This window comes from Devosia sp., assembly GCF_040509215.1.
Classification (GTDB): Bacteria; Pseudomonadota; Alphaproteobacteria; order Rhizobiales; family Devosiaceae; genus Devosia.
Genome location: NZ_JBEVLL010000361.1, coordinates 1 through 17,337, shown reverse-complemented (window position 1 = coordinate 17,337; position 17,337 = coordinate 1). Strand labels below are relative to the sequence as shown.

19 protein-coding genes are annotated in these 17,337 nt (G+C 61.9%); 13 read left to right on the top strand and 6 right to left on the bottom strand.

What is annotated here, in order from left to right; all coding sequences use genetic code 11:
- Window positions 1–14 precede the first annotated feature (14 nt).
- The 3 genes from ABW043_RS20580 to hemP are packed head-to-tail and all read right to left on the bottom strand — an operon-like array spanning window position 15 to window position 2,126.
- Window positions 15–896, bottom strand: a complete 882-nt coding sequence (locus ABW043_RS20580; RefSeq protein WP_353923065.1) for a heme/hemin ABC transporter substrate-binding protein — start codon at window positions 894–896, stop codon at window positions 15–17.
- A gap of 9 nt (window positions 897–905) precedes the next feature.
- Window positions 906–1,961, bottom strand: coding sequence for a hemin-degrading factor (locus ABW043_RS20575; RefSeq protein ID WP_353923064.1), 1,056 nt, complete (start codon window positions 1,959–1,961; stop codon window positions 906–908).
- 9 nt (window positions 1,962–1,970) lie between these two features.
- On the bottom strand, window positions 1,971–2,126 hold the full coding sequence (hemP, locus tag ABW043_RS20570; protein ID WP_353923063.1) for a hemin uptake protein HemP: 156 nt from the start codon (window positions 2,124–2,126) through the stop codon (window positions 1,971–1,973).
- Window positions 2,127–2,322: 196 nt separating this feature from the next.
- Here hemP and ABW043_RS20565 point away from each other — a divergent pair, with 196 nt between their 5' ends.
- From ABW043_RS20565 to ABW043_RS20540, 6 genes are all read left to right on the top strand, one after another.
- Window positions 2,323–4,500, top strand: a complete 2,178-nt coding sequence (locus ABW043_RS20565; protein WP_353923062.1) for a TonB-dependent receptor domain-containing protein — start codon at window positions 2,323–2,325, stop codon at window positions 4,498–4,500.
- Between the two features lie 179 nt (window positions 4,501–4,679).
- A complete protein-coding gene (ytfQ, locus tag ABW043_RS20560) occupies window positions 4,680–5,651 on the top strand; it encodes a galactofuranose ABC transporter, galactofuranose-binding protein YtfQ (protein WP_353923061.1) in 972 nt (323 codons plus the stop codon).
- A 211-nt stretch (window positions 5,652–5,862) separates the two neighbouring features.
- Window positions 5,863–7,380, top strand: coding sequence for a sugar ABC transporter ATP-binding protein (locus tag ABW043_RS20555; RefSeq protein ID WP_353923060.1), 1,518 nt, complete (start codon window positions 5,863–5,865; stop codon window positions 7,378–7,380).
- Window positions 7,377–8,381 carry an ABC transporter permease gene (locus tag ABW043_RS20550; protein ID WP_353923059.1) on the top strand — a complete coding sequence of 335 codons (1,005 nt, stop codon included), beginning with the start codon at window positions 7,377–7,379 and terminating at the stop codon, window positions 8,379–8,381. Before ABW043_RS20555 ends, ABW043_RS20550 begins: the two co-directional genes overlap by 4 nt.
- Window positions 8,378–9,352, top strand: coding sequence for a galactofuranose ABC transporter, permease protein YjfF (gene yjfF / locus ABW043_RS20545; protein ID WP_353923058.1), 975 nt, complete (start codon window positions 8,378–8,380; stop codon window positions 9,350–9,352). Before ABW043_RS20550 ends, yjfF begins: the two co-directional genes overlap by 4 nt.
- A gap of 14 nt (window positions 9,353–9,366) precedes the next feature.
- Window positions 9,367–10,101, top strand: a complete 735-nt coding sequence (locus ABW043_RS20540) for a FadR/GntR family transcriptional regulator (protein ID WP_353923057.1) — start codon at window positions 9,367–9,369, stop codon at window positions 10,099–10,101.
- 7 nt (window positions 10,102–10,108) lie between these two features.
- Here the strand turns inward: ABW043_RS20540 and ABW043_RS20535 are convergent, their stop codons facing one another.
- The 3 genes from ABW043_RS20535 to ABW043_RS20525 form a co-directional block, all read right to left on the bottom strand.
- Window positions 10,109–11,047, bottom strand: a complete 939-nt coding sequence (locus ABW043_RS20535) for a Gfo/Idh/MocA family protein (protein ID WP_353923056.1) — start codon at window positions 11,045–11,047, stop codon at window positions 10,109–10,111.
- A gap of 85 nt (window positions 11,048–11,132) precedes the next feature.
- Complete coding sequence (locus ABW043_RS20530) at window positions 11,133–11,492, bottom strand: VOC family protein (RefSeq protein WP_353923055.1); 360 nt, start codon at window positions 11,490–11,492, stop codon at window positions 11,133–11,135.
- Window positions 11,493–11,639: 147 nt separating this feature from the next.
- Window positions 11,640–12,899: a glycerate kinase type-2 family protein gene (locus ABW043_RS20525; protein WP_353923054.1), complete on the bottom strand. Its 1,260-nt coding sequence runs from the start codon at window positions 12,897–12,899 to the stop codon at window positions 11,640–11,642.
- Window positions 12,900–13,019: 120 nt separating this feature from the next.
- On the opposite strand from ABW043_RS20525, the gene ABW043_RS20520 reads away from it, so the two are divergent.
- From ABW043_RS20520 to ABW043_RS20490, 7 genes are all read left to right on the top strand, one after another.
- The gene (locus ABW043_RS20520; RefSeq protein ID WP_353923053.1) at window positions 13,020–13,709 is read left to right on the top strand and encodes a DUF1045 domain-containing protein; all 690 of its coding nucleotides are present in this window, start codon (window positions 13,020–13,022) and stop codon (window positions 13,707–13,709) included.
- A gap of 3 nt (window positions 13,710–13,712) precedes the next feature.
- A complete protein-coding gene (locus tag ABW043_RS20515) occupies window positions 13,713–14,849 on the top strand; it encodes an alpha-D-ribose 1-methylphosphonate 5-triphosphate diphosphatase (RefSeq protein ID WP_353923052.1) in 1,137 nt (378 codons plus the stop codon).
- Window positions 14,846–15,412, top strand: coding sequence for a phosphonate metabolism protein/1,5-bisphosphokinase (PRPP-forming) PhnN (gene phnN, locus ABW043_RS20510; protein WP_353923051.1), 567 nt, complete (start codon window positions 14,846–14,848; stop codon window positions 15,410–15,412). Before ABW043_RS20515 ends, phnN begins: the two co-directional genes overlap by 4 nt.
- Before the next feature lie 52 nt (window positions 15,413–15,464).
- Complete coding sequence (locus tag ABW043_RS20505) at window positions 15,465–15,614, top strand: hypothetical protein (RefSeq protein WP_353923050.1); 150 nt, start codon at window positions 15,465–15,467, stop codon at window positions 15,612–15,614.
- Window positions 15,601–15,798 (top strand): hypothetical protein, encoded by a 198-nt coding sequence (locus tag ABW043_RS20500; RefSeq protein ID WP_353923049.1) that lies wholly within the window; start codon window positions 15,601–15,603, stop codon window positions 15,796–15,798. Before ABW043_RS20505 ends, ABW043_RS20500 begins: the two co-directional genes overlap by 14 nt.
- Window positions 15,799–15,966: 168 nt before the next feature.
- Window positions 15,967–16,254, top strand: coding sequence for a hypothetical protein (locus ABW043_RS20495; RefSeq protein WP_353923048.1), 288 nt, complete (start codon window positions 15,967–15,969; stop codon window positions 16,252–16,254).
- 160 nt (window positions 16,255–16,414) lie between these two features.
- Window positions 16,415–17,290 carry a hypothetical protein gene (locus ABW043_RS20490; protein ID WP_353923047.1) on the top strand — a complete coding sequence of 292 codons (876 nt, stop codon included), beginning with the start codon at window positions 16,415–16,417 and terminating at the stop codon, window positions 17,288–17,290.
- Window positions 17,291–17,337 lie beyond the last annotated feature (47 nt).

Genomic DNA, 17,337 nt, shown 5'->3' with positions numbered 1-17,337 from the left:
GGTGCTGGCCATATTTAGTTGTGCGCCTTGCCTTCGAGCAGGTCGGCAAGTTCAGTCGCCGCGGCGGCCGTACGCGGACCAAAGCCGAGCAGATACGCGCCGTCGAGGCGGTAGATCGCCTTGTTCTGGCCGGCCGGGGTCAGGGCAATCGCCTGGTTTGCCAAGAGTTCGGCTTCATTGGCGCCATGGTCGCCGCCACGATCCATCAGCAGGATGGCATCAGGCGCGGCAGCCGTAATGGCTTCCTCGGAAAGCGGGCGATAGCCCTCATATTCGGTGATGGCATTGGTCGCGCCAGCCAGCGCAATGATGCCATTGGCCGCCGTGCCGGTGCCCGAAGCCTGGATCTGACCACCCTGGTTGGAGAGGATGAACAGCACCTTCTTGGGCGCAGTGATGGCATCGGTGCGGGTCTTGAGCGCCGCGAATTCACCCTCGAGCTTGGTCGCGAGTTCTTCTGCCTTGTCGTCAAGACCAAGCGCCTGGCCCACGGCCCGCACCTTGGTGATCACGCCTTCGGCCGAGTAGCCTTCCGGAACCGTCTGGTATTCGACGCCAGCGTGGGAAAGCACTTCCAGCGCTTCCGGCGGGCCGCTGCCTTCGATGACCAGAAGGCCGCTCGGATTGACCGAGAGCACGCCTTCGGGGGCCAGCGCGCGCATATAGCCCACATCGGGCAGGCTCAGTGCGGCCTCGGGGAACATGGCGGTCTGGTCGCGGGCCACCAGCGTGCCCTCGGCGCCGAGCTCATAGAAAATCTCGGTCAGCGAACCGCCGATCGAAACGAGGCGGGCGGTGTCGGCAAACTTGTGAAGGTCCTCGGCCGAGACCGGAGCCACCGCAAAAGTGGCCGCGAGAAGAACTGCGGCGAGTGAGGTCAGGGTGCGCTTGTGCATGTGAAAAACTCAGGCAGCGTTGGAGGTTGAAAACAGCGGCAGGTGCTCGACGACCGAACGCCATTCCTTGCGCTCGTCTTCGCCTTCATGGCGCTTGCCGAAGAACTGGATGATCAGCTCGCGGTTTTCGTCATAAAGCTCCACCGAGGTGACATGCCCGTCCTTGGTCGGCTTGCGCACGGCCCAGGCCGCCACGACGTGATCCACCCGCAGGTGCAGGTGGAAGGTCTCGTCCATCACGTTGAGCCAGGGGCCCATCGGGCTGATATTGGTGATCGGGCCGGAATGGATCTGGATGCAGCCATCATTGCCGACAAAGGCCATGATTGGCAGGTCGGTGCCGGCGACGCCGCGGAACATGCTTTCGACGGCGGTGTGGTCGAGCTGCCAGGCAAAATCCTCGCCCACGGTTTCGAGCGCGTTGAGGCGTTCGAAGTTGAGCTTCTTGAGAAGGCCGAAGAACTGGTGCGTATCGGTCATCGCGGCCCAAGCGTCGCGCAGCGCATCAACGCCGGCCGCTTCGCCTTCGATCTTGGCAGGCGCATAGGGCACTACTTCGATGACATCGACCTGCTCGTCATGGCGCAGCGTCTCAACCAGTGCGTTCCATGCGGCAACATCGGTCGCCGGGCGGCCGTGCACCTTGTGCACCGCATTGCCGGCGCGATCGAAGAACTGCAGCGAGCGCTTGGTCGAGCCGTCTTCCGCCGTCTTTTCGATGGCAAAGCCATAGACCCAGCGGCTTGGGAAAATCCGGAGGTCGATCTGCTCGCCGAGCACGATGGAGGCGTGCGGATTGAACGAGACCTTTTCATAGGGCCCGATCTTTTCGTGCACGGCGCTTTCATTGCGCGTCAGCGCCATGACTTCGCCAACCGTCGTCAGCCCCTTGAGCACGGCTTCGACATCGGCACGGATGCGGATGGCGGTGCGGCCGACTTCGGCGGCCACGAGCTGCCCCTCGGTAATGCCATGAATGCGGGCAAAGTCGCGTTCGCGCATCTGCGGATGGAGTGCGCGAACGTTTCGGATGTCTTCAGCGGTTTTGGCGACGGTTTCGGTCACGGGGCTGGCCTATTTTGTGAGGATCAACTTGTCCTGCCGAGTGACCCGTAGACGATAGATCATGCCCTTGTGCTCGATCTGAATCTCATTGCCACCACCCAGCAGCTCGTCAGTGGTGACGATTTTCGTCTGGTTCGCTGTGGAAGGAAGATCATTCGCGGGCATAATTTATCCAATGAAGTCAGGCTGTTGCGGCGTCATCAACAAACGCCGGGGCAGGAGAAATAAACTTGACTTCTTTAGACAGAATAAATTATCTGCGCAATAGGTGATTGGAAGAGTCAGCATTCTTCCAGCCGGTCCGCCAGCCCTCCGCCAGCCAGCCGTTCACAAAAAGACTAATAAGAAACTGGAGACAGACATGGGGCTGGTCAGGTCACGCGCGGCCGCGCTTTTGGGCGGCGTCGCGCTGGCAATTGTTGCGCAACAGGGGGCTGTCGCGCAAAATGTCAACGCAACGAATATTACCCTTCTCGAACGCCTGGTCATCGGCGCCGGCGCGCCCAAGGTGGCGATCAATACGCCCCAGGCCGTGACGGTGCTCAACCAGGCCGATATCGACAAGGAACAGGCCGCGACCACAGGCGAACTCTTTGCCACAGTGCCGGGCGTCGCCATCGTCGGCAGTCAGCGCCAGTTCGGCGAGGCCTTCAATATCCGCGGCATCGGCACGACCGAAAATTCGTCTGACGGTTCGCGCATCATCATCAATATCGACGGTGCGCCTAAGTTCAATGAACAATACCGTATGGGCTCATTCTTCTCCGACCCCGAGCTATATAAGCAGGTAGAAGTCCTGCGCGGCCCGGCATCCTCGACCCTCTATGGCGCTGGCGCCATCGGCGGCGTGATCAATTTCACTACCAAGGACGCCTCCGACTTTATTCAGGACGGCGACACTGGCGCGGCGCGCATCAAGACTTCGTTCGACAGCAACGGCAAGGGTACTCTGACCTCTGCCGTGGTGGCACAGCAAGTCAATGAGACGTTCGAAATTCTGGCTGCCGGCAATTGGCGTCGTCGTGACAATGTCGAACTGGCGAATGGTAAGACGCTGGATGGCTCTGCCTTCAATACGCTTTCTGGCCTCGTTAAGGGCACAGCGCATTTTGGCGACAACAACGAGCAGGAACTGAGCCTCTCGTATCAGCGCTGGTTCAGCGATGCCAAGGATCAGGCATATGCCCAGACCGGCACGTCCTCTATGTTCGGCGTCACTGATCGCACGGTGGTCGATCAGACTGCAGTGCTTCACTGGGAAAATCCGGCAACGGACAACCCCTGGGTCGATCTAAAGGTTAACCTGAGCTACTCGGACACGCAGAACGATCAGACCAATCACCGGTACCAGCTCGGCGCTCCGCGCACCGTTATCGGCACTCCGAGTGGGGCCTCGCCGCAAAACGTCACCGCGGACAGCATCCTCTTGGATACGCGCTACGGATACAAGACCTGGCAACTGTCCGCCGACAACACGGTTGAGTGGATCGGCGATGGTTTCGAAAACTTCTTCACGACAGGTTTCCAGGGATCAACTCAGGATCGCACGGTTACCCGACCAGGCACTGCCGCTGCGCTACCGGCCCACCCACAGGGTACCGAAAATAAACTCGGCGTATTCGCACAGAACGAGTTCATCTGGGCCGAGAAGCTGACCCTAATCGCCGGCGCTCGCGGTGACTTCCATTGGGTCAACTCGACAACTGGTGCGGCAAATGTGGAAGGCAGTGCCTTCTCGCCCAAGCTCTCCGCCCACTACGAAGTCAATGACAACATCGGCATTTTTGCCTCGGTGGCACATACCGAGCGCCTGCCGACTATCGATGAACTTTATTCAGTGGCTGCAGCTTCTGCACCAATTCCAGTTCGTAGTCCTCTCGGCAGTGCACCCAAGAGCACGAGTCTTGGTCTTCAGAAGGAAATCGCCGATACGATCGAGGGGGGCTTCTCGCTGTCGGCAAACGATGTGCTGACATCGGGCGACAGCGCCGCGATCAAGACAACCGCTTTCTACAGCGATCTGACCAACCTGATCGCTTCCAACACAGCCAATCCGTTCGGTGGTGCCACCGTCCCCTATTATGGAAACATCGGCAAGGCGAGCATCTACGGCATCGAAGTCGAAGGTTCGTATGACAGCGAGTTGCTTTACGCGAGCCTCGCCTATGGCCTCACCATCGGCGACAACCGCGTCACGAATACGCCACTGACCACGGTTCCGCAAAGCAAGCTGGCCCTGACGGTCGGCATCCGCAATGTCGAGTACAATCTTGACTTCGGTACGCGCCTGACCATTGCCGACAAGGGGCGGTATTTTGTTCAGGGATCGGCTCAGCAGCCAATCGACGGCACGGCGGACGCATATGCCACCGTGGATCTCTTCGCCTCATGGAAGCCTGACACCGGCCCACTCGCCGGCACTGAATTCCAGGCAGGCATCGACAACGTGCTGAATGCCGACTACCGACAAAATCTGGCGGTGGACCGTTCCACCGGTCGCACCTTCAAGATCTCGGTGGCCAAGCAGTTCGGTTGGTAACTCACTCGCAAACAAGAGCTTTCCGTCCCATGCCGGATAGCTCTGGGCCGAAGCGGCGATCCCTCGGGGTCGCCGTTTTCGTTCGGGCTCCGAACCCTCTTTACATATAATAGTACTTTATATAGCGTCCTCTCACTGCCCGAAGCGAAACGCCGGGCGGTCATTTGGGAGGATCCATCGTGAGCATCATTACCAAGCTGGCCATCGCGGCCGGCCTCGCTACTGCCTTGTCTACTGCTGCCTTTGCGCAGGACCTGACAGGCAAGGTTATCGGCTTTTCGCAGATCGGCTCGGAATCGGGCTGGCGCGCGGCCGAAACGTCTGTGACCAAGCAGGAAGCGGAAGCCCGTGGCGTCGATCTGAAATTTGCCGACGCCCAGCAGAAGCAGGAAAACCAGATCAAGGCGCTGCGCGGCTTCATCGCCCAGGGCGTTGACGCCATCCTCATCGCCCCCGTGGTCGCCACCGGTTGGGAAGATGTGCTCAAGGAAGCCAAGGAAGCCGAAATTCCGGTCGTCCTGCTCGATCGCGGCGTCGATGCGCCCGAAGACCTCTACCTGACCTCGGTCGCCTCCGATCAGGTCCTCGAAGGCCGTACGGCCGGCGAGTGGCTGGTCAATCAGGTCGCCGGCAAGGACTGCAACGTGGTCGAACTGCAGGGTACCGTGGGTTCGAGCCCGGCCATCAATCGCAAGCAGGGTTTTGAGGAAGGCATCGCCAGCGCTGCCAACGTCAAGATCACCCAGAGCCAGACCGGTGACTTCACCCGCTCCAAGGGCAAGGAAGTCATGGAAGCCTTCCTGAAGTCCTCCAATGGCGGCGCCGATATCTGCGCGGTCTATGCCCACAATGACGATATGGCCGTCGGCGCCATCCAGGCCATCAAGGACGCTGGCCTCAAGCCCGGCACCGACATCCTCGTCGTTTCCATCGACGCCGTCCCCGATATCTTCACCGCCATCGCGGCCGGCGAAGCCAATGCCACTGTGGAACTGACCCCGAACATGGCCGGCCCGGCCTTCGACGCCCTCGCTGCTTACCTTGCCGATGGCACGGAACCGGAAAAGTTCATCATCACCGAGTCCAAGCTCTATACTTCGGCTGATGACCCGGCCGGCGAATACGAGCGCCGCAAGGGCCTCGGCTACTGATAGACTGAATACGTCGGGGTGGGGTCAGTTCTTGTGGCCCCACCCCACCCTCATTCCCTCCCCATCAAGGGGAGGGAGGCGCAGGCTGAAATCTCCCGGCTCTTTCGTCTCCCTCCCCCTTGTGGGGAGGGATCAAGGGTGGTGGTAGCGGCAAGCACCAAGTAGGAGGGCGACTGAGGACTGAGCTGCGAAAAGCAGCAGGGGAGGGGCAATGGCGGAGACCGGCTACGCGCTTGAAGCGCGCGGGATCGTCAAGATCTTTGGTAATCACGTAGCGCTCGACAAGGTCGATTTCGGCCTCAGACCCGGCGAGGTCCATGCGCTCCTCGGCGAAAACGGCGCCGGCAAGTCGACGCTCATCAAAATCCTCACCGGCGCCTACCAGCCAAGCGCTGGCGAAGTCATCGTCGATGGCGTCCCGGTGACGCTCAACAATCCCCAGCACGCCCAGACCTATGGCATCGGCACGGTCTACCAGGAGGTCAATCTCCTGCCCAATCGCTCCGTCGCCGAAAACCTCTATCTCGGCCACCAGCCGACCCGCTTCGGTTTCGTCGATCGCCGCAAGATGGAGCGCGATTCCAAGACCGTGCTCGCGCGCTACGGCCTCAATATCGATCCCTCGAGCGAACTCGGTGCCCATTCTGTCGCCGTCCAGCAAATCGTCGCCATCGCCCGTGCCGTCGAACTCTCCGGTAAGGTCTTAATCCTTGATGAGCCGACTGCGAGCCTTGATCGCAATGAAGTGGAACGCCTCTTCGAGATCATAGCCGACCTCAAGAAATCCGGCCTCGCCGTTGTCTTCATCACCCATTTCCTCGATCAGGTCTTTGCCATCGCCGATCGCGTGACGATCCTCCGCAATGGCAAGCTGATCGACACCAAGGCCCTCGATACCCTGACGCGCACCGACGTCGTCCGCCTCATGCTGGGCAAGGACATCGCCTTCTCCGGCGCCACCAAACTCGAAGAAAACCGCCCCCTCGGCGAGGTGCTCCTGGATTTCAAGAATTACGGTCGCAAGCGCAGCGTCCACCCGTTCAACCTCACCATTCACAAGGGCGAAGTCGTCGGCGTCGCCGGCCTCCTGGGCTCCGGTCGCACCGAAATGGCCCGCATCATGTTCGGCGCCGACGCGGCCGATGAGGGCACCGTGTCTGTTGCCGGCACCCCAACCTCCATCGCCCGCCCCACCGACGCCATCGCCCACGGTTTTGGCTTCTGCCCCGAAGACCGCAAGGCCGAAGGCATTTTTGGCGACCTATCGGTGCGCGAAAACATCGTCATTGCCCTGCAAGGCAAACTCGGCTGGTTCAGCGCCCTCAATCGCGACGAGCAGATGGAAATCGCCGGCCGCTTCGGCGAGGCCATGGATATCCGCGCCGCCTCGCTCGATATGCCGGTCAAACTCCTTTCGGGCGGCAATCAGCAAAAGGTCATCCTCTCGCGCTGGCTCGCCACCGACCCGGCCTTCCTCATTCTCGACGAACCCACCCGCGGTATCGATGTCGGCGCCCATGCCGAAATCGTCCGCACCATCAATCGCCTGCGCGATGAAGGCCTGGCGCTCGTCGTCATCTCCTCCGAGCTCGACGAGGTCGTCGCCTATTCCTCGCGCATCGTAGTCATGCGCGATCGCGAGCTGGTCGCCGAGCTCAATGGCGAAAACATCAATCCCGGGGTCATCGTGCAGGCCATCGCCAATCACAAGGAAGGAGCGTCAGCATGATCCGCCGCTCGCTCCTCAAACTCGCCAATCCCCAGCTCCTCGCCCTGGTCGGCGTGCTGCTGATCAATTGGCTCCTCTTCCCCAATTTCTTCCGCGTCACCTGGCAGGATGGCCGCTTCTTCGGCTCGCTGATTGACGTACTCAATCGAGGCGCCCCCGTCGCCATTCTGGCCGTCGGCATGGTCGGCGTCATCGCCACCAAGGGCGTCGATCTCTCGGTCGGCGCCGTCATGGCCGTAGCCGGCGCCGTCGCCGCCACCATGGTCGTCGCGGGCTATCCCGCGCCCATCGCCGTTGTCGCCGCGCTCGTCGTCGGCCTCCTCTGCGGCCTCTGGAATGGCATCCTCGTCGCCATTCTCGATATCCAGCCGATTATCGCCACGCTCGTGCTCATGGTCGCCGGCCGCGGCATCGCCCAGCTCATCACCGAAGGGTTCATCGTCACCTTCAACGATCCCCTGCTCATCTATATCGGCACCGGCTCCTTCTTCGGCTTCCCCATGGCCGCCGTTATCGCCCTGGTGCTGACCATTATCGTCACCCTCATCGTCCGCCGCACCGCCATCGGCCTCTTCATCGAAGCTGTAGGCGTCAATCGCGCCGCCGCCAGCCTCGCCGGCATCCGCAGCCGCATGCTCTTGCTGGTGGTCTATTCCCTTTCCGGCCTCTGCGCCGCCATTGCCGGCATCATCGTTGCCGGCGACATTCGCGGCGCCGATGCCAACAATGCCGGCCTCTGGCTCGAACTCGACGCCATCCTCGCCGTCGTCATCGGCGGCACCTCGCTCCTCGGCGGCCGCTTCTCTGTGCCGCTCGCCGTCGTCGGCGCCCTCATCATCCAGGCGATGAATACCGGCATCCTGGTCTCGGGCTTCCCGCCCGAATTCAACCTCATCGTCAAAGCCGGGCTGATCTTCATCGTCCTTGTCATCCAGTCGCCGCTCGCGAGCCGCCTCGCCCCGCCGCGCCTTGTCCCCGCCGCCAAGGGAACCGCGAAATGAACCGTTCCCTTCGTCCGCTGGTTGCCACGGCGCTGATTTTTGCCATCGCCTATGCCCTGGCGGTCATGCAGTTCCCCTCTATGTTCTCGACGCGGGTCCTCGGCAATTTCCTCACCGACAATGCCTTTCTCGGCATCGCGGCGGTCGGCATGACCTTCGTCATTCTCTCGGGCGGGATCGATCTCTCGGTCGGCGCGGTCATCGGCTTTACCGGCGTGCTCGTCGCCGTGCTCATCACCTGGGTTGGCCTCCACCCGGTCCTCGCCTTTGCCATTGCCATCATCGTGGCCGGCGGCTTTGGCGCCACCATGGGTCTCGCCATTCACTACCTGCAGGTGCCCGCCTTCATTGTCACCCTCGCCGGCATGTTCCTCGCCCGCGGCGGCGCCTCGGTCATCACGCGCGATTCCGTGCCGATCAATCACGAATTCTATGACTGGATTTCGGACCTCACCATCCGCCTCCCCGGCGGCGGGCGCCTGAGTTTCATCGGCCTCACCATGGTCGCCATCTTCATCATCGGCGCGCTCATCGCGCACCGGACCAAGTTCGGCTCCTATGTCTATGCCCTCGGCGGTAATCCGGTTTCCGCTTCGCTGATGGGTGTCCCCGTAGCCCGCACCACCGTCGCCATCTACACGCTCTCTTCCGTTCTCGCCGCCATTTCGGGAATCGTCTTTTCCCTCTATACCTCCGCCGGCTATCCGCTGGCCGCGGTCGGCGTCGAACTTGACGCCATCAGTGCCGTGGTCATCGGCGGCACCCTCCTTACCGGTGGCTATGGCTTCGTCCTCGGCACCTTCATCGGCGTGATGCTGCTTGGTCTCGTCCAGACCTACATCATCTTCGATGGCACGCTTTCGAGCTGGTGGACGAAAATCGTCATCGGCATTCTATTGTTCCTGTTCATCGTGCTGCAGCGCCTGATATTCGTTGCGTCCGCACCCGGAGAGAAAGCCCAAAAGGCCTAAGGCAAGACCGCACCATGATCGAAGCTGGCAGCCTCATCCGGTCCCTTTCGGGCCGGCACGCTGCGCGCAATTTCCATACTTTCGTGATCAACGAGATCGGCCGGGCCATCGTCAGCGGTGAGTTCCCGATCGGCTCGGTGCTGGCCAGCGATGCCGTCATGATGGAGACCTATGGCGTCTCGCGCACGGTTTTGCGCGAGGCGGTCAAAACCCTCGAAGCCAAGGGCCTCGTCGAAGCCCGCCCAAAGGTCGGCACCCGCGTCTCCCCCAAAAGCCGCTGGAATTTCTTCGATAGCCAGGTCCTTGCCTGGCACTTTCACGCCCCGCATGACCGGCGCTTTTACGAAAACCTCTTCGAGGTTCGCGCCGCCCTTGAGCTGCCCGCCGTCGAAGGCGCCGCCCGCCATCGCACCGCCGAACACGTCCGCCTGATGAAGTACTGGCTGCATCAGGCCGCCACCTCAGGCGACAGCCTCGAACAGTTCGGCCTCGCCTGTCTCGAAGTCCACAGCCTCATCGCCGAAAGCGCGCAGAACACGCTTTTGCGCGCCGTCGTGGGCGTCGTGGAGCTGTTGCTGGCCGTCGCGCTGACCCGTCGCAGCGACACGGTGACGGCCTATTGCGAAGCAACGGTTGCGGGCCTCGAAAAGGTCGTTCTCGCCATCGAAGCCGGCAAAGTGGAAGAGGCACGCGACGCTCTCGTCACGTGCCTCGATCTCGATCACAAGCGGATTTTGGAGGGCGTGTAGCCTGAGGCTACCACTCAAACTCCGGCCCATTGATCCGGGCCCCGAGCAAAAACACGTCCGACATCAACCGCAGCGGTGCCGCGTCGACATCACTCTGATGCTGGTCCAGCAGATCGGCAAACCGGTCATACATGGCCGAATATTCGAGATCGCCATGCTCGAGCACCGTCTGGCCATTGACCACGAGCTTGCGCCCACCGTTCTCAAGCTTGATCTCGTTGCCCTTGCCCGTCTCGAACCGGATGGTCCAGATTTCCCCGCTCTCTTCGAGCCAGTTGAACCCGCAGGAGAGCTTGGGCTTATGCGCCTGGCTCGATTTGAAGACGATATCGGCATCGACCGGCGTCTGCCGATTGGCCGGGAAAGTCAGCTTAGAGCTTTCGACAAACACCGGAAACGGCATGACCTTGGTAAAGATCGAAAAGGCATTGATGCCGGGATCGCAGACGCCGAACCCACCGGGCTCCCACACCCAATCCTGCCCCGGATGCCACTTGCGCACGCTTTCGCGCCAATCGATGCGCGCCGAAGTGACGCCTTCATCGGAAAGGATCGCCTTGGCTCGATCGACCGCCGCATTAAACTGGCTGTGCCAGGTCTGATACAGCACCCGATCAAGGCGCTTCGCATGCGCAATAAGATCGTCGAGTTCCGAAATCGTCGTCGTCGGCGGCTTTTCCATCATCACGTCCTTGCCGGCGTCGAGCGCCTCGCGAACGTAGGTGTGGCGAATGCCCGGCGGCGTGCAGATGGAAACGAGACCAACCTCGGGCATCGCCGCATAAAGCTCGCCCGGCGTCTTGAACACCGGCACCGAGCCATGGCCCACGCCGCGCGTCGAAACCGTCGCAGCCAGCTCAAAATCATCCGAAGCGTCGATCACCGGCAGGTGCTGGTCCACAGCGATCTTGCCCACACCGATCACCGCAATTTTGCGCTTGGCCATATCCATCTCCCGAGCCGAATTTGCCCGGTGTTAGAGCAAACCTCTCCCCCGCCTGCCAAGGCCTTTTCACAACAAAAGTATGATTTTATTCCGACTGTGGCGCCGGAGGCTCCCAAAGCTCGATCTGGTTGCCCTCGGGATCGTGGATGCGCGCAAAGCGGCCTGTCTCGGGTGTGTCCCATTCATCCGGCCGCGTCTCGATGGCAATGTCAGCCGCTCGCAATTGCGCGATCATCCCGTCGAGATCATCGACCCGAAAATTGATCATCCATTGCTTGTCGGCGGGAAAATAATCGGTGGTTTCCTTGAACGGCGCGAAGACCGTCAGCCCTGCTTCCTGGTTCCACATCTGAGAAATGCCGAGATGCGTTTCATACCAGGCCGCCAGCGCTGATGTGTCGCGCGACCGAAAAAACATCCCGCCAATGCCAAGCGCCTTTGCCATGTGGTCCTCCAAGGTTCGCCCCCTCCCATCCTCCCCCATCAAGGGGGAGGTGCGGGCCGGTGACTTTGGCACGATCCAGCCAAAAACTCGATGCACCACCTCCCCCTTGATGGGGGAGGCCGGGAGGGGGTGTCGGCACCCGCAACTTTACCGGATCAAAATCGCCCTAAAATCATTCACATTCGTCCCCGTCGGCCCGGTCACGAACAAATCCCCAATCGCCTCAAACGCCCCATAGGCATCGTTGTTCGCCAGCGCAGCCAGCGGGTCCAACCCCGCCTCGCGCATCCGCCTTGCCGAAGTGCCATCGACAAACGCCCCGGCATTATCCTCCGACCCGTCGATCCCGTCCGTATCCCCCGCCAGCGCCGTCACCCCCTCGACGCCATCAAGCGCAATGGCCAGCGCCAGCAGAAACTCCCCATTCCGCCCGCCACGACCCTTGCCGCGGAGGGTGACAGTTGTCTCGCCCCCGGACAGCAAAACCACTGGCTTTTCGAACGGCTGGTTGCGCTGCGCAATTTCCTTGGCAATGGCCGCATGCACCAGCGCCACATCCCGCGCCTCGCCCTCGATGGAGTCGGACAGCACAGAGGCCCCAAACCCCCGTTTCCGCGCTTCCTCAGCCGCCGCCGTCAGCGACAGCACTGCCGAGGCAATGGTCACAACCGAATTGCCGACAAACCGCGCATCATCCGAGCGCGGCGCCGCATTGTCCTCGCTTGCCAGCAGCGTCTTCGCCGCCTCCGGCAGCTCCAGCCGATAAAGCTCGGCAAACTTCCGTGCATCGGCCCGTGTGCCAGCCAGTGAAATCGTCGGCCCCGAGGCCACCAGCGCCGGATCGTCCCCCGGCACATCCGAAACCACCAGCGTCGCCACCCGCGCCGGCGCCGCCAGCGCCGCGAGCCGCCCACCCTTGATTGTCGAAAACTGATTGCGGATGAGGTTCATCACCCCGATGGGCGCACCCGACGCCAGCAGCGCCCGATTGATCGCCTGCTCGTCTTCGAGCGTCATCCCCTCGGCCGGCGCCGGCAGCAGCGCCGAACCGCCCCCCGAAATCAGCGCCACGACAAGATCATCCGCCGTCAGCCCGCTGACGATGTCTTTCAGCCGCTTGGCCGCTGCAAAACCCGCCGCGTCCGGCACCGGATGCGCCGCTTCGACAATCTCGATCCGCTCGCATTCTTCGGCATAGCCATAGCGCGTCACCACCAGTCCGGTGATCTCACCCGGCCAGGCCAGTTCGAACGCCCGCGCCATCTGCGCCGACGCCTTGCCCGCGCCGATGACGATGGTCCGTCCCTTCGGCGCCTGTGGCAAATGCCGCGAAACCGCCAATGCCGGCTGGGCGCGCTCCACGGCAAGCTCGAACAGGGTTTGCAGCAGCGCGCGGTCCATGGTCATCCTCCGACCCCCAAAATTCCTCGCCGCCTTTGTGGAGAGCGTCGCCCGCCTTGTCCAGCCTTGCCGTCATGTCAAAAGGCAGACACATAGAGGCGCTAGCGGCACGCTTCTGGAGTTTTCATGACCGAACGATTCGCCATCTATTACGCGCCCTCCGCCAATAGCCCGCTCTGGGACCGCGCCGCCGCCTGGCTCGGCCGCGATCCGCTGACCAATGAGCTTTTCGATGGCTCCGTCGCCGGCGTCGAACGCAATCGCCTGCTCAATCTCACCCAGTCGGCCAATCGCTACGCCTTCCACGCCACCATCAAGCCGCCCATGGCGCTGGCCGAAGGCACGACCATCGAAGAGCTACGCGCGGCCCTCACCAATTTTGCCCGCACCCAGGCGCCCTTCGTGCTGGGCCATCTGCGTGTCGCCTCCCTCGACGGTTTCCTCGCCCTCATTCCCGCCGGGCCCAACGAGGCCTTGCAGGATTTTGCCTCCTATGTGGTCGAAGAGTTCGAACCCTTCCGCGCCCCGCTGAGCATCAAGGACCGCGCGGCCCGTGCCGCCCGCGGCCTCTCCCCGCGCCAGGAAGAACTGCTTGATTCCTACGGCTATCCCTTTGTCTTCGACGAATTCCGTTTCCACATGACCCTGACCGATCGCCTCCCGGAAGAAGAGCGCGCCGAAATCACCAAGGCGCTGGAATCCTGGTTTGCGCCCGACATTGCCGAGCCGATCCTGTTCGATCGTCTCGTGCTGTTCCACGAGCCCGATAGCGGCCGCCCCTTCCGCCGCCTCGAAGACTACAAGTTGGGAGCCTGAGCCGTGTCCGAACTCGTCCTCTCCAATGCCCGCGTGGTTCTTGCCAATGATGTCGTGACCGGCAGCGTCCTCGTGCGCGATGGAAAAATCGCCGATATCGACACCAGGAACACCCATACCGGCGAGGACTTTGGCGGCGACTATCTGATCCCCGGCCTCGTCGAACTGCACACCGACCATCTCGAAAATCACTACCGCCCGCGTCCCGGCGTCTTCTGGGACCCGCTCGCCGCGCTTCACGCCCATGACGTGCAGATTTCCGGCTCAGGCATCACCACGGTTTTCGACGCCGTCCGCATCGGCTCCGATATCGACCTGCCCAACATGCTCGAGCACTCGAAGAACCTGGTGGAAGCCGTCCGCGCCGGCCCCGAACAGGGTTGGCTCCGCGCCGAACATTTCCTGCACCTGCGCTGCGAATTGCCGAGCCACGACGTCGTGGAACATTTCGAAGCCTTCGCCGACCATCCCCAGACGCGCCTCGCCTCGGTCATGGACCACACGCCGGGCCAGCGCCAGTTCCGCTCGCTTGAGGACTACAAGCGCTTCTACGCCAAGCATATGGGCCAGAACGAAGAGCAGATGCTGGCCTATATCAATGCCCGTCAGGCCGAGCACGACCGCTATTCCGCGCCCAATCGCAAGGCCATCGTCGCCCGCGCCCACGAGCTGGGCCTGGCACTCGCGAGCCACGACGACGCGACGCTGGCCCAGGTCGAGGAAGCCGCCGAAGACGGCATTTCCATCGCCGAATTCCCCACCACCCTTGAAGCCGCCGCCGCTGCCCACGATGCCGGCCAAGCGGTCCTCATGGGCGCGCCAAACGTCGTCCGCGGCAAATCTCACTCCGGCAACATTTCAGCGAGCGATCTGGTCGCCGCCGGCCTCCTCGATATCCTCAGTTCCGACTATGTGCCCTTTGCCCTGCTGCAGGCCGTCTTCATCCTGCCCCAGCGCTTGGAGGAGGTCAGCTTGCCCCAGGCACTCGCCACCGTAACCAGAAATCCGGCGGAAGCGGCCGGCCTTGTGGACCGTGGCGAGATTGCCATTGGCAAGAGGGCCGATCTGGTGCGAGTTTCAGGTGAGACTCGCGTGCCCGCGGTGCGCGGTGTCTGGAAAGAGGGGATCAGGGTCAGTTGAGCGATCGTCCGCCCGGAGTGCTGGTTCTGGTCATTGGTCCTTCCGGCGTCGGCAAGGATACGTTGATCACGGGCGCTCGCCAGGCGCTCGATGCCGACAAGCGCTTCAGCTTCGTGCGGCGCCTCGTTACCCGCCCCACCGATCTCGATGTCGAAGACCATCTCTCCATCGAGCCCGACGAATTTGCCGACGCTCTCCTCAATGGCCGCCTGGCGCTCCATTGGGAGGCCCATGGGCTCAATTACGCCTTGCCCATCGGCGTTGATACCGATCTCGCTCTCGGCCGTATCGTCGTTGCCAATGTCTCGCGCCACGTCGTGCCAGCGGCCATCGCCAAATACCCCAATTGCCACGTCCTCATGATCACGGCGGAGATTTCGCTCCGCGCCGAACGCCTCTCCAAACGCGGCCGCGAAAATCGCGATCAGATCACTGCCCGCCTCGCCCGCGAAGGCGCTGCTTTGCCCGCCGCCGTGTCGCCCGTCATGATCGACAATTCCAGCTCCGTCGGCATCGGCGTCACCGCCTTTGTCATGGCCCTGCGCAAACTCGCCGACGAATGAACCCTTTTTCGGTTCGGTGCGTTCAATCCTGATCAAGCGTCAGGAGTTCTCCATGAGTCGAAACGGACTTTATGCCCTGGTGGCCGTGCTTGCCGTGGCCGTCGTCGCCTTCGCGATCTATACCTATCAGCAGCAGCAAGCCCAACCGGGCATTGAAGTGCGGATCGACGAGCAGGGAGTGTCCATAGATGGAAACGGCTAGGGAAACGCATCGCGTCGCCATCGCTACGGCCATCACGGTCGAATTGCAGCGCCAGGCCGAGGCGGGGGAGATTCGCATCGATGTCGAGGCGCTGGCCGATGCGGTCCTGCGCGTCCTCGATCCGCATCCGCCATTGGCCGAGGGCCAGCGCCCCGAAGAGCTCAATTCGAGCAATGACGGCTAGAGCGCGTCAGTCCCGGGCCCATGCGGCGCCGGGACCAACCGCGGCGCCTCATTCGTAGAATCCGTTGCGGTCTCCGCAGTTTTGCGAATGCCCCTCGAAAGGCTCCACCAACCCGCCGGGCAGACCATGGCATCAGCGTCGTGGTCCAATCTGCGAGGTGTGGAGAAAATGCTTGGCTATGTTCGCGTAAGCCCCGATCAGATCCCGTTGGGAGAGACCGCTCTCCTGCTCTTTGTCCATAAGGGCGAATTATGCGCCGGCGTGCTTAAGCACCGCTGCGATGGTCGCATGGAGCGGCTGGTCCCTGAAGATCCCTCCCCGAACGATCTTATTCTGGGCATTTGCCGGCTCATGGCCGACATGCCTGACAACTCCAACCTGCTGGTCGTGCTCGAGGCCCTGGCCTATTGGCCCGAGCCGTTCCCGACTTTGCGCGAATTCTCGGCTTCAAAGTAATAAAATCAAATAAGTCTAAAAGTTGAAGTAACTATAAAATAACTACATCCGCGTTGATCGACAAATCTACGTAAAGTCGCGAATTACGCAGAGCGACCAACAAGAAGAAGATCTTCCTCAAGACAACGGCAGATCGTCCGTTGCGAAGCAGGAGGCTACCGTGTTCAAGAAACGTAATCTCGCAGCCGCATTTATTGTCGCGTCTGCTTTGCTAACCAGTACTGCAATGGCCCAGGACCTGCTGGGTGGTCTCCTCGGAGGGGGCTCCGGCGGCGATAGCTCCAGCGTTCTCGGTGTCATCGGCGGCTCCGATAGCGGCGCGCTTGTGACCCTGGGCAGCGGTTCAGCCGGTGATAGTGGTCTGGTCAATGTCGGCCTTGGCGGAGGCGGGGGCAATGTGCTCGATGCCAATGTCGGGGGCGGTTCCAGTCCCCTTGTTGGTGCCAATGTCAGCTCCGGCGGCAGCAATGGCCTGCTCGATGTCAATGCCGGCGTCGGCGGCCTGGTGGGCGCCAATGTCAATGTCGGCGGCTCCGGCGGATTGCTCGGTATCGGCATCGGCCTTGGTGGCGGCAATGGCGGCAATGGTGGAAACGGCGGCAATGGAGGCAACGGCAATAACGGGAACAATGGCGGCAACGGCAATATAGGCGCCAATGGCAACAATGGTAACGGCGGCAATGGCGGCGGAATCTTCTCCCGCAATGGCGGCGGCGGTGGCACCGGCGCAGCCTTTGCGTCGACCGGCGCCTGCGCCGGCAGCAATCCCAATCAGTTGATCAGCGTCTTCCAGTCCACTAAGCTTCGTGGCTGGGATCGCGCCACCAATATCCAGCTCGTGCCGATCAAGGTCTGCAACGAAGTGCGCCGGCAGATTGCGGGCTGGCTGGCCGGCAATGGCGATTATCACCGCATGGTCGGGGCCGTCGCCTCCGATCCGCTGATCAATGCTGCGCTGAGCCGCAGCAAATACCAGCCGGGCCACGTTCTCGGCGTCGATGCCAGCGGCCCGACGCTCACCGTCTACGTCTTCTGATCTCTCCCCCCGTCCGGATCAGAAAACAAGCAACCGGCTGCCTTTCG

Coding starts and splice junctions, on each gene's coding strand:
- ABW043_RS20540 (WP_353923057.1), top strand. CDS start 9,367: ATGATCGAAGCTGGCAGCCTCATCCGGTCCCTTTCGGGCCGGCACGCT.
- ABW043_RS20535 (WP_353923056.1), bottom strand. CDS start 11,047: ATGGCCAAGCGCAAAATTGCGGTGATCGGTGTGGGCAAGATCGCTGTG.
- ABW043_RS20505 (WP_353923050.1), top strand. CDS start 15,465: ATGAGTCGAAACGGACTTTATGCCCTGGTGGCCGTGCTTGCCGTGGCC.
- yjfF (WP_353923058.1), top strand. CDS start 8,378: ATGAACCGTTCCCTTCGTCCGCTGGTTGCCACGGCGCTGATTTTTGCC.
- hemP (WP_353923063.1), bottom strand. CDS start 2,126: ATGCCCGCGAATGATCTTCCTTCCACAGCGAACCAGACGAAAATCGTC.
- ABW043_RS20555 (WP_353923060.1), top strand. CDS start 5,863: ATGGCGGAGACCGGCTACGCGCTTGAAGCGCGCGGGATCGTCAAGATC.
- ABW043_RS20580 (WP_353923065.1), bottom strand. CDS start 896: ATGCACAAGCGCACCCTGACCTCACTCGCCGCAGTTCTTCTCGCGGCC.
- ABW043_RS20565 (WP_353923062.1), top strand. CDS start 2,323: ATGGGGCTGGTCAGGTCACGCGCGGCCGCGCTTTTGGGCGGCGTCGCG.
- ABW043_RS20530 (WP_353923055.1), bottom strand. CDS start 11,492: ATGGCAAAGGCGCTTGGCATTGGCGGGATGTTTTTTCGGTCGCGCGAC.
- ABW043_RS20520 (WP_353923053.1), top strand. CDS start 13,020: ATGACCGAACGATTCGCCATCTATTACGCGCCCTCCGCCAATAGCCCG.
- ABW043_RS20500 (WP_353923049.1), top strand. CDS start 15,601: ATGGAAACGGCTAGGGAAACGCATCGCGTCGCCATCGCTACGGCCATC.
- ABW043_RS20525 (WP_353923054.1), bottom strand. CDS start 12,899: ATGACCATGGACCGCGCGCTGCTGCAAACCCTGTTCGAGCTTGCCGTG.
- ABW043_RS20495 (WP_353923048.1), top strand. CDS start 15,967: ATGCTTGGCTATGTTCGCGTAAGCCCCGATCAGATCCCGTTGGGAGAG.
- ABW043_RS20550 (WP_353923059.1), top strand. CDS start 7,377: ATGATCCGCCGCTCGCTCCTCAAACTCGCCAATCCCCAGCTCCTCGCC.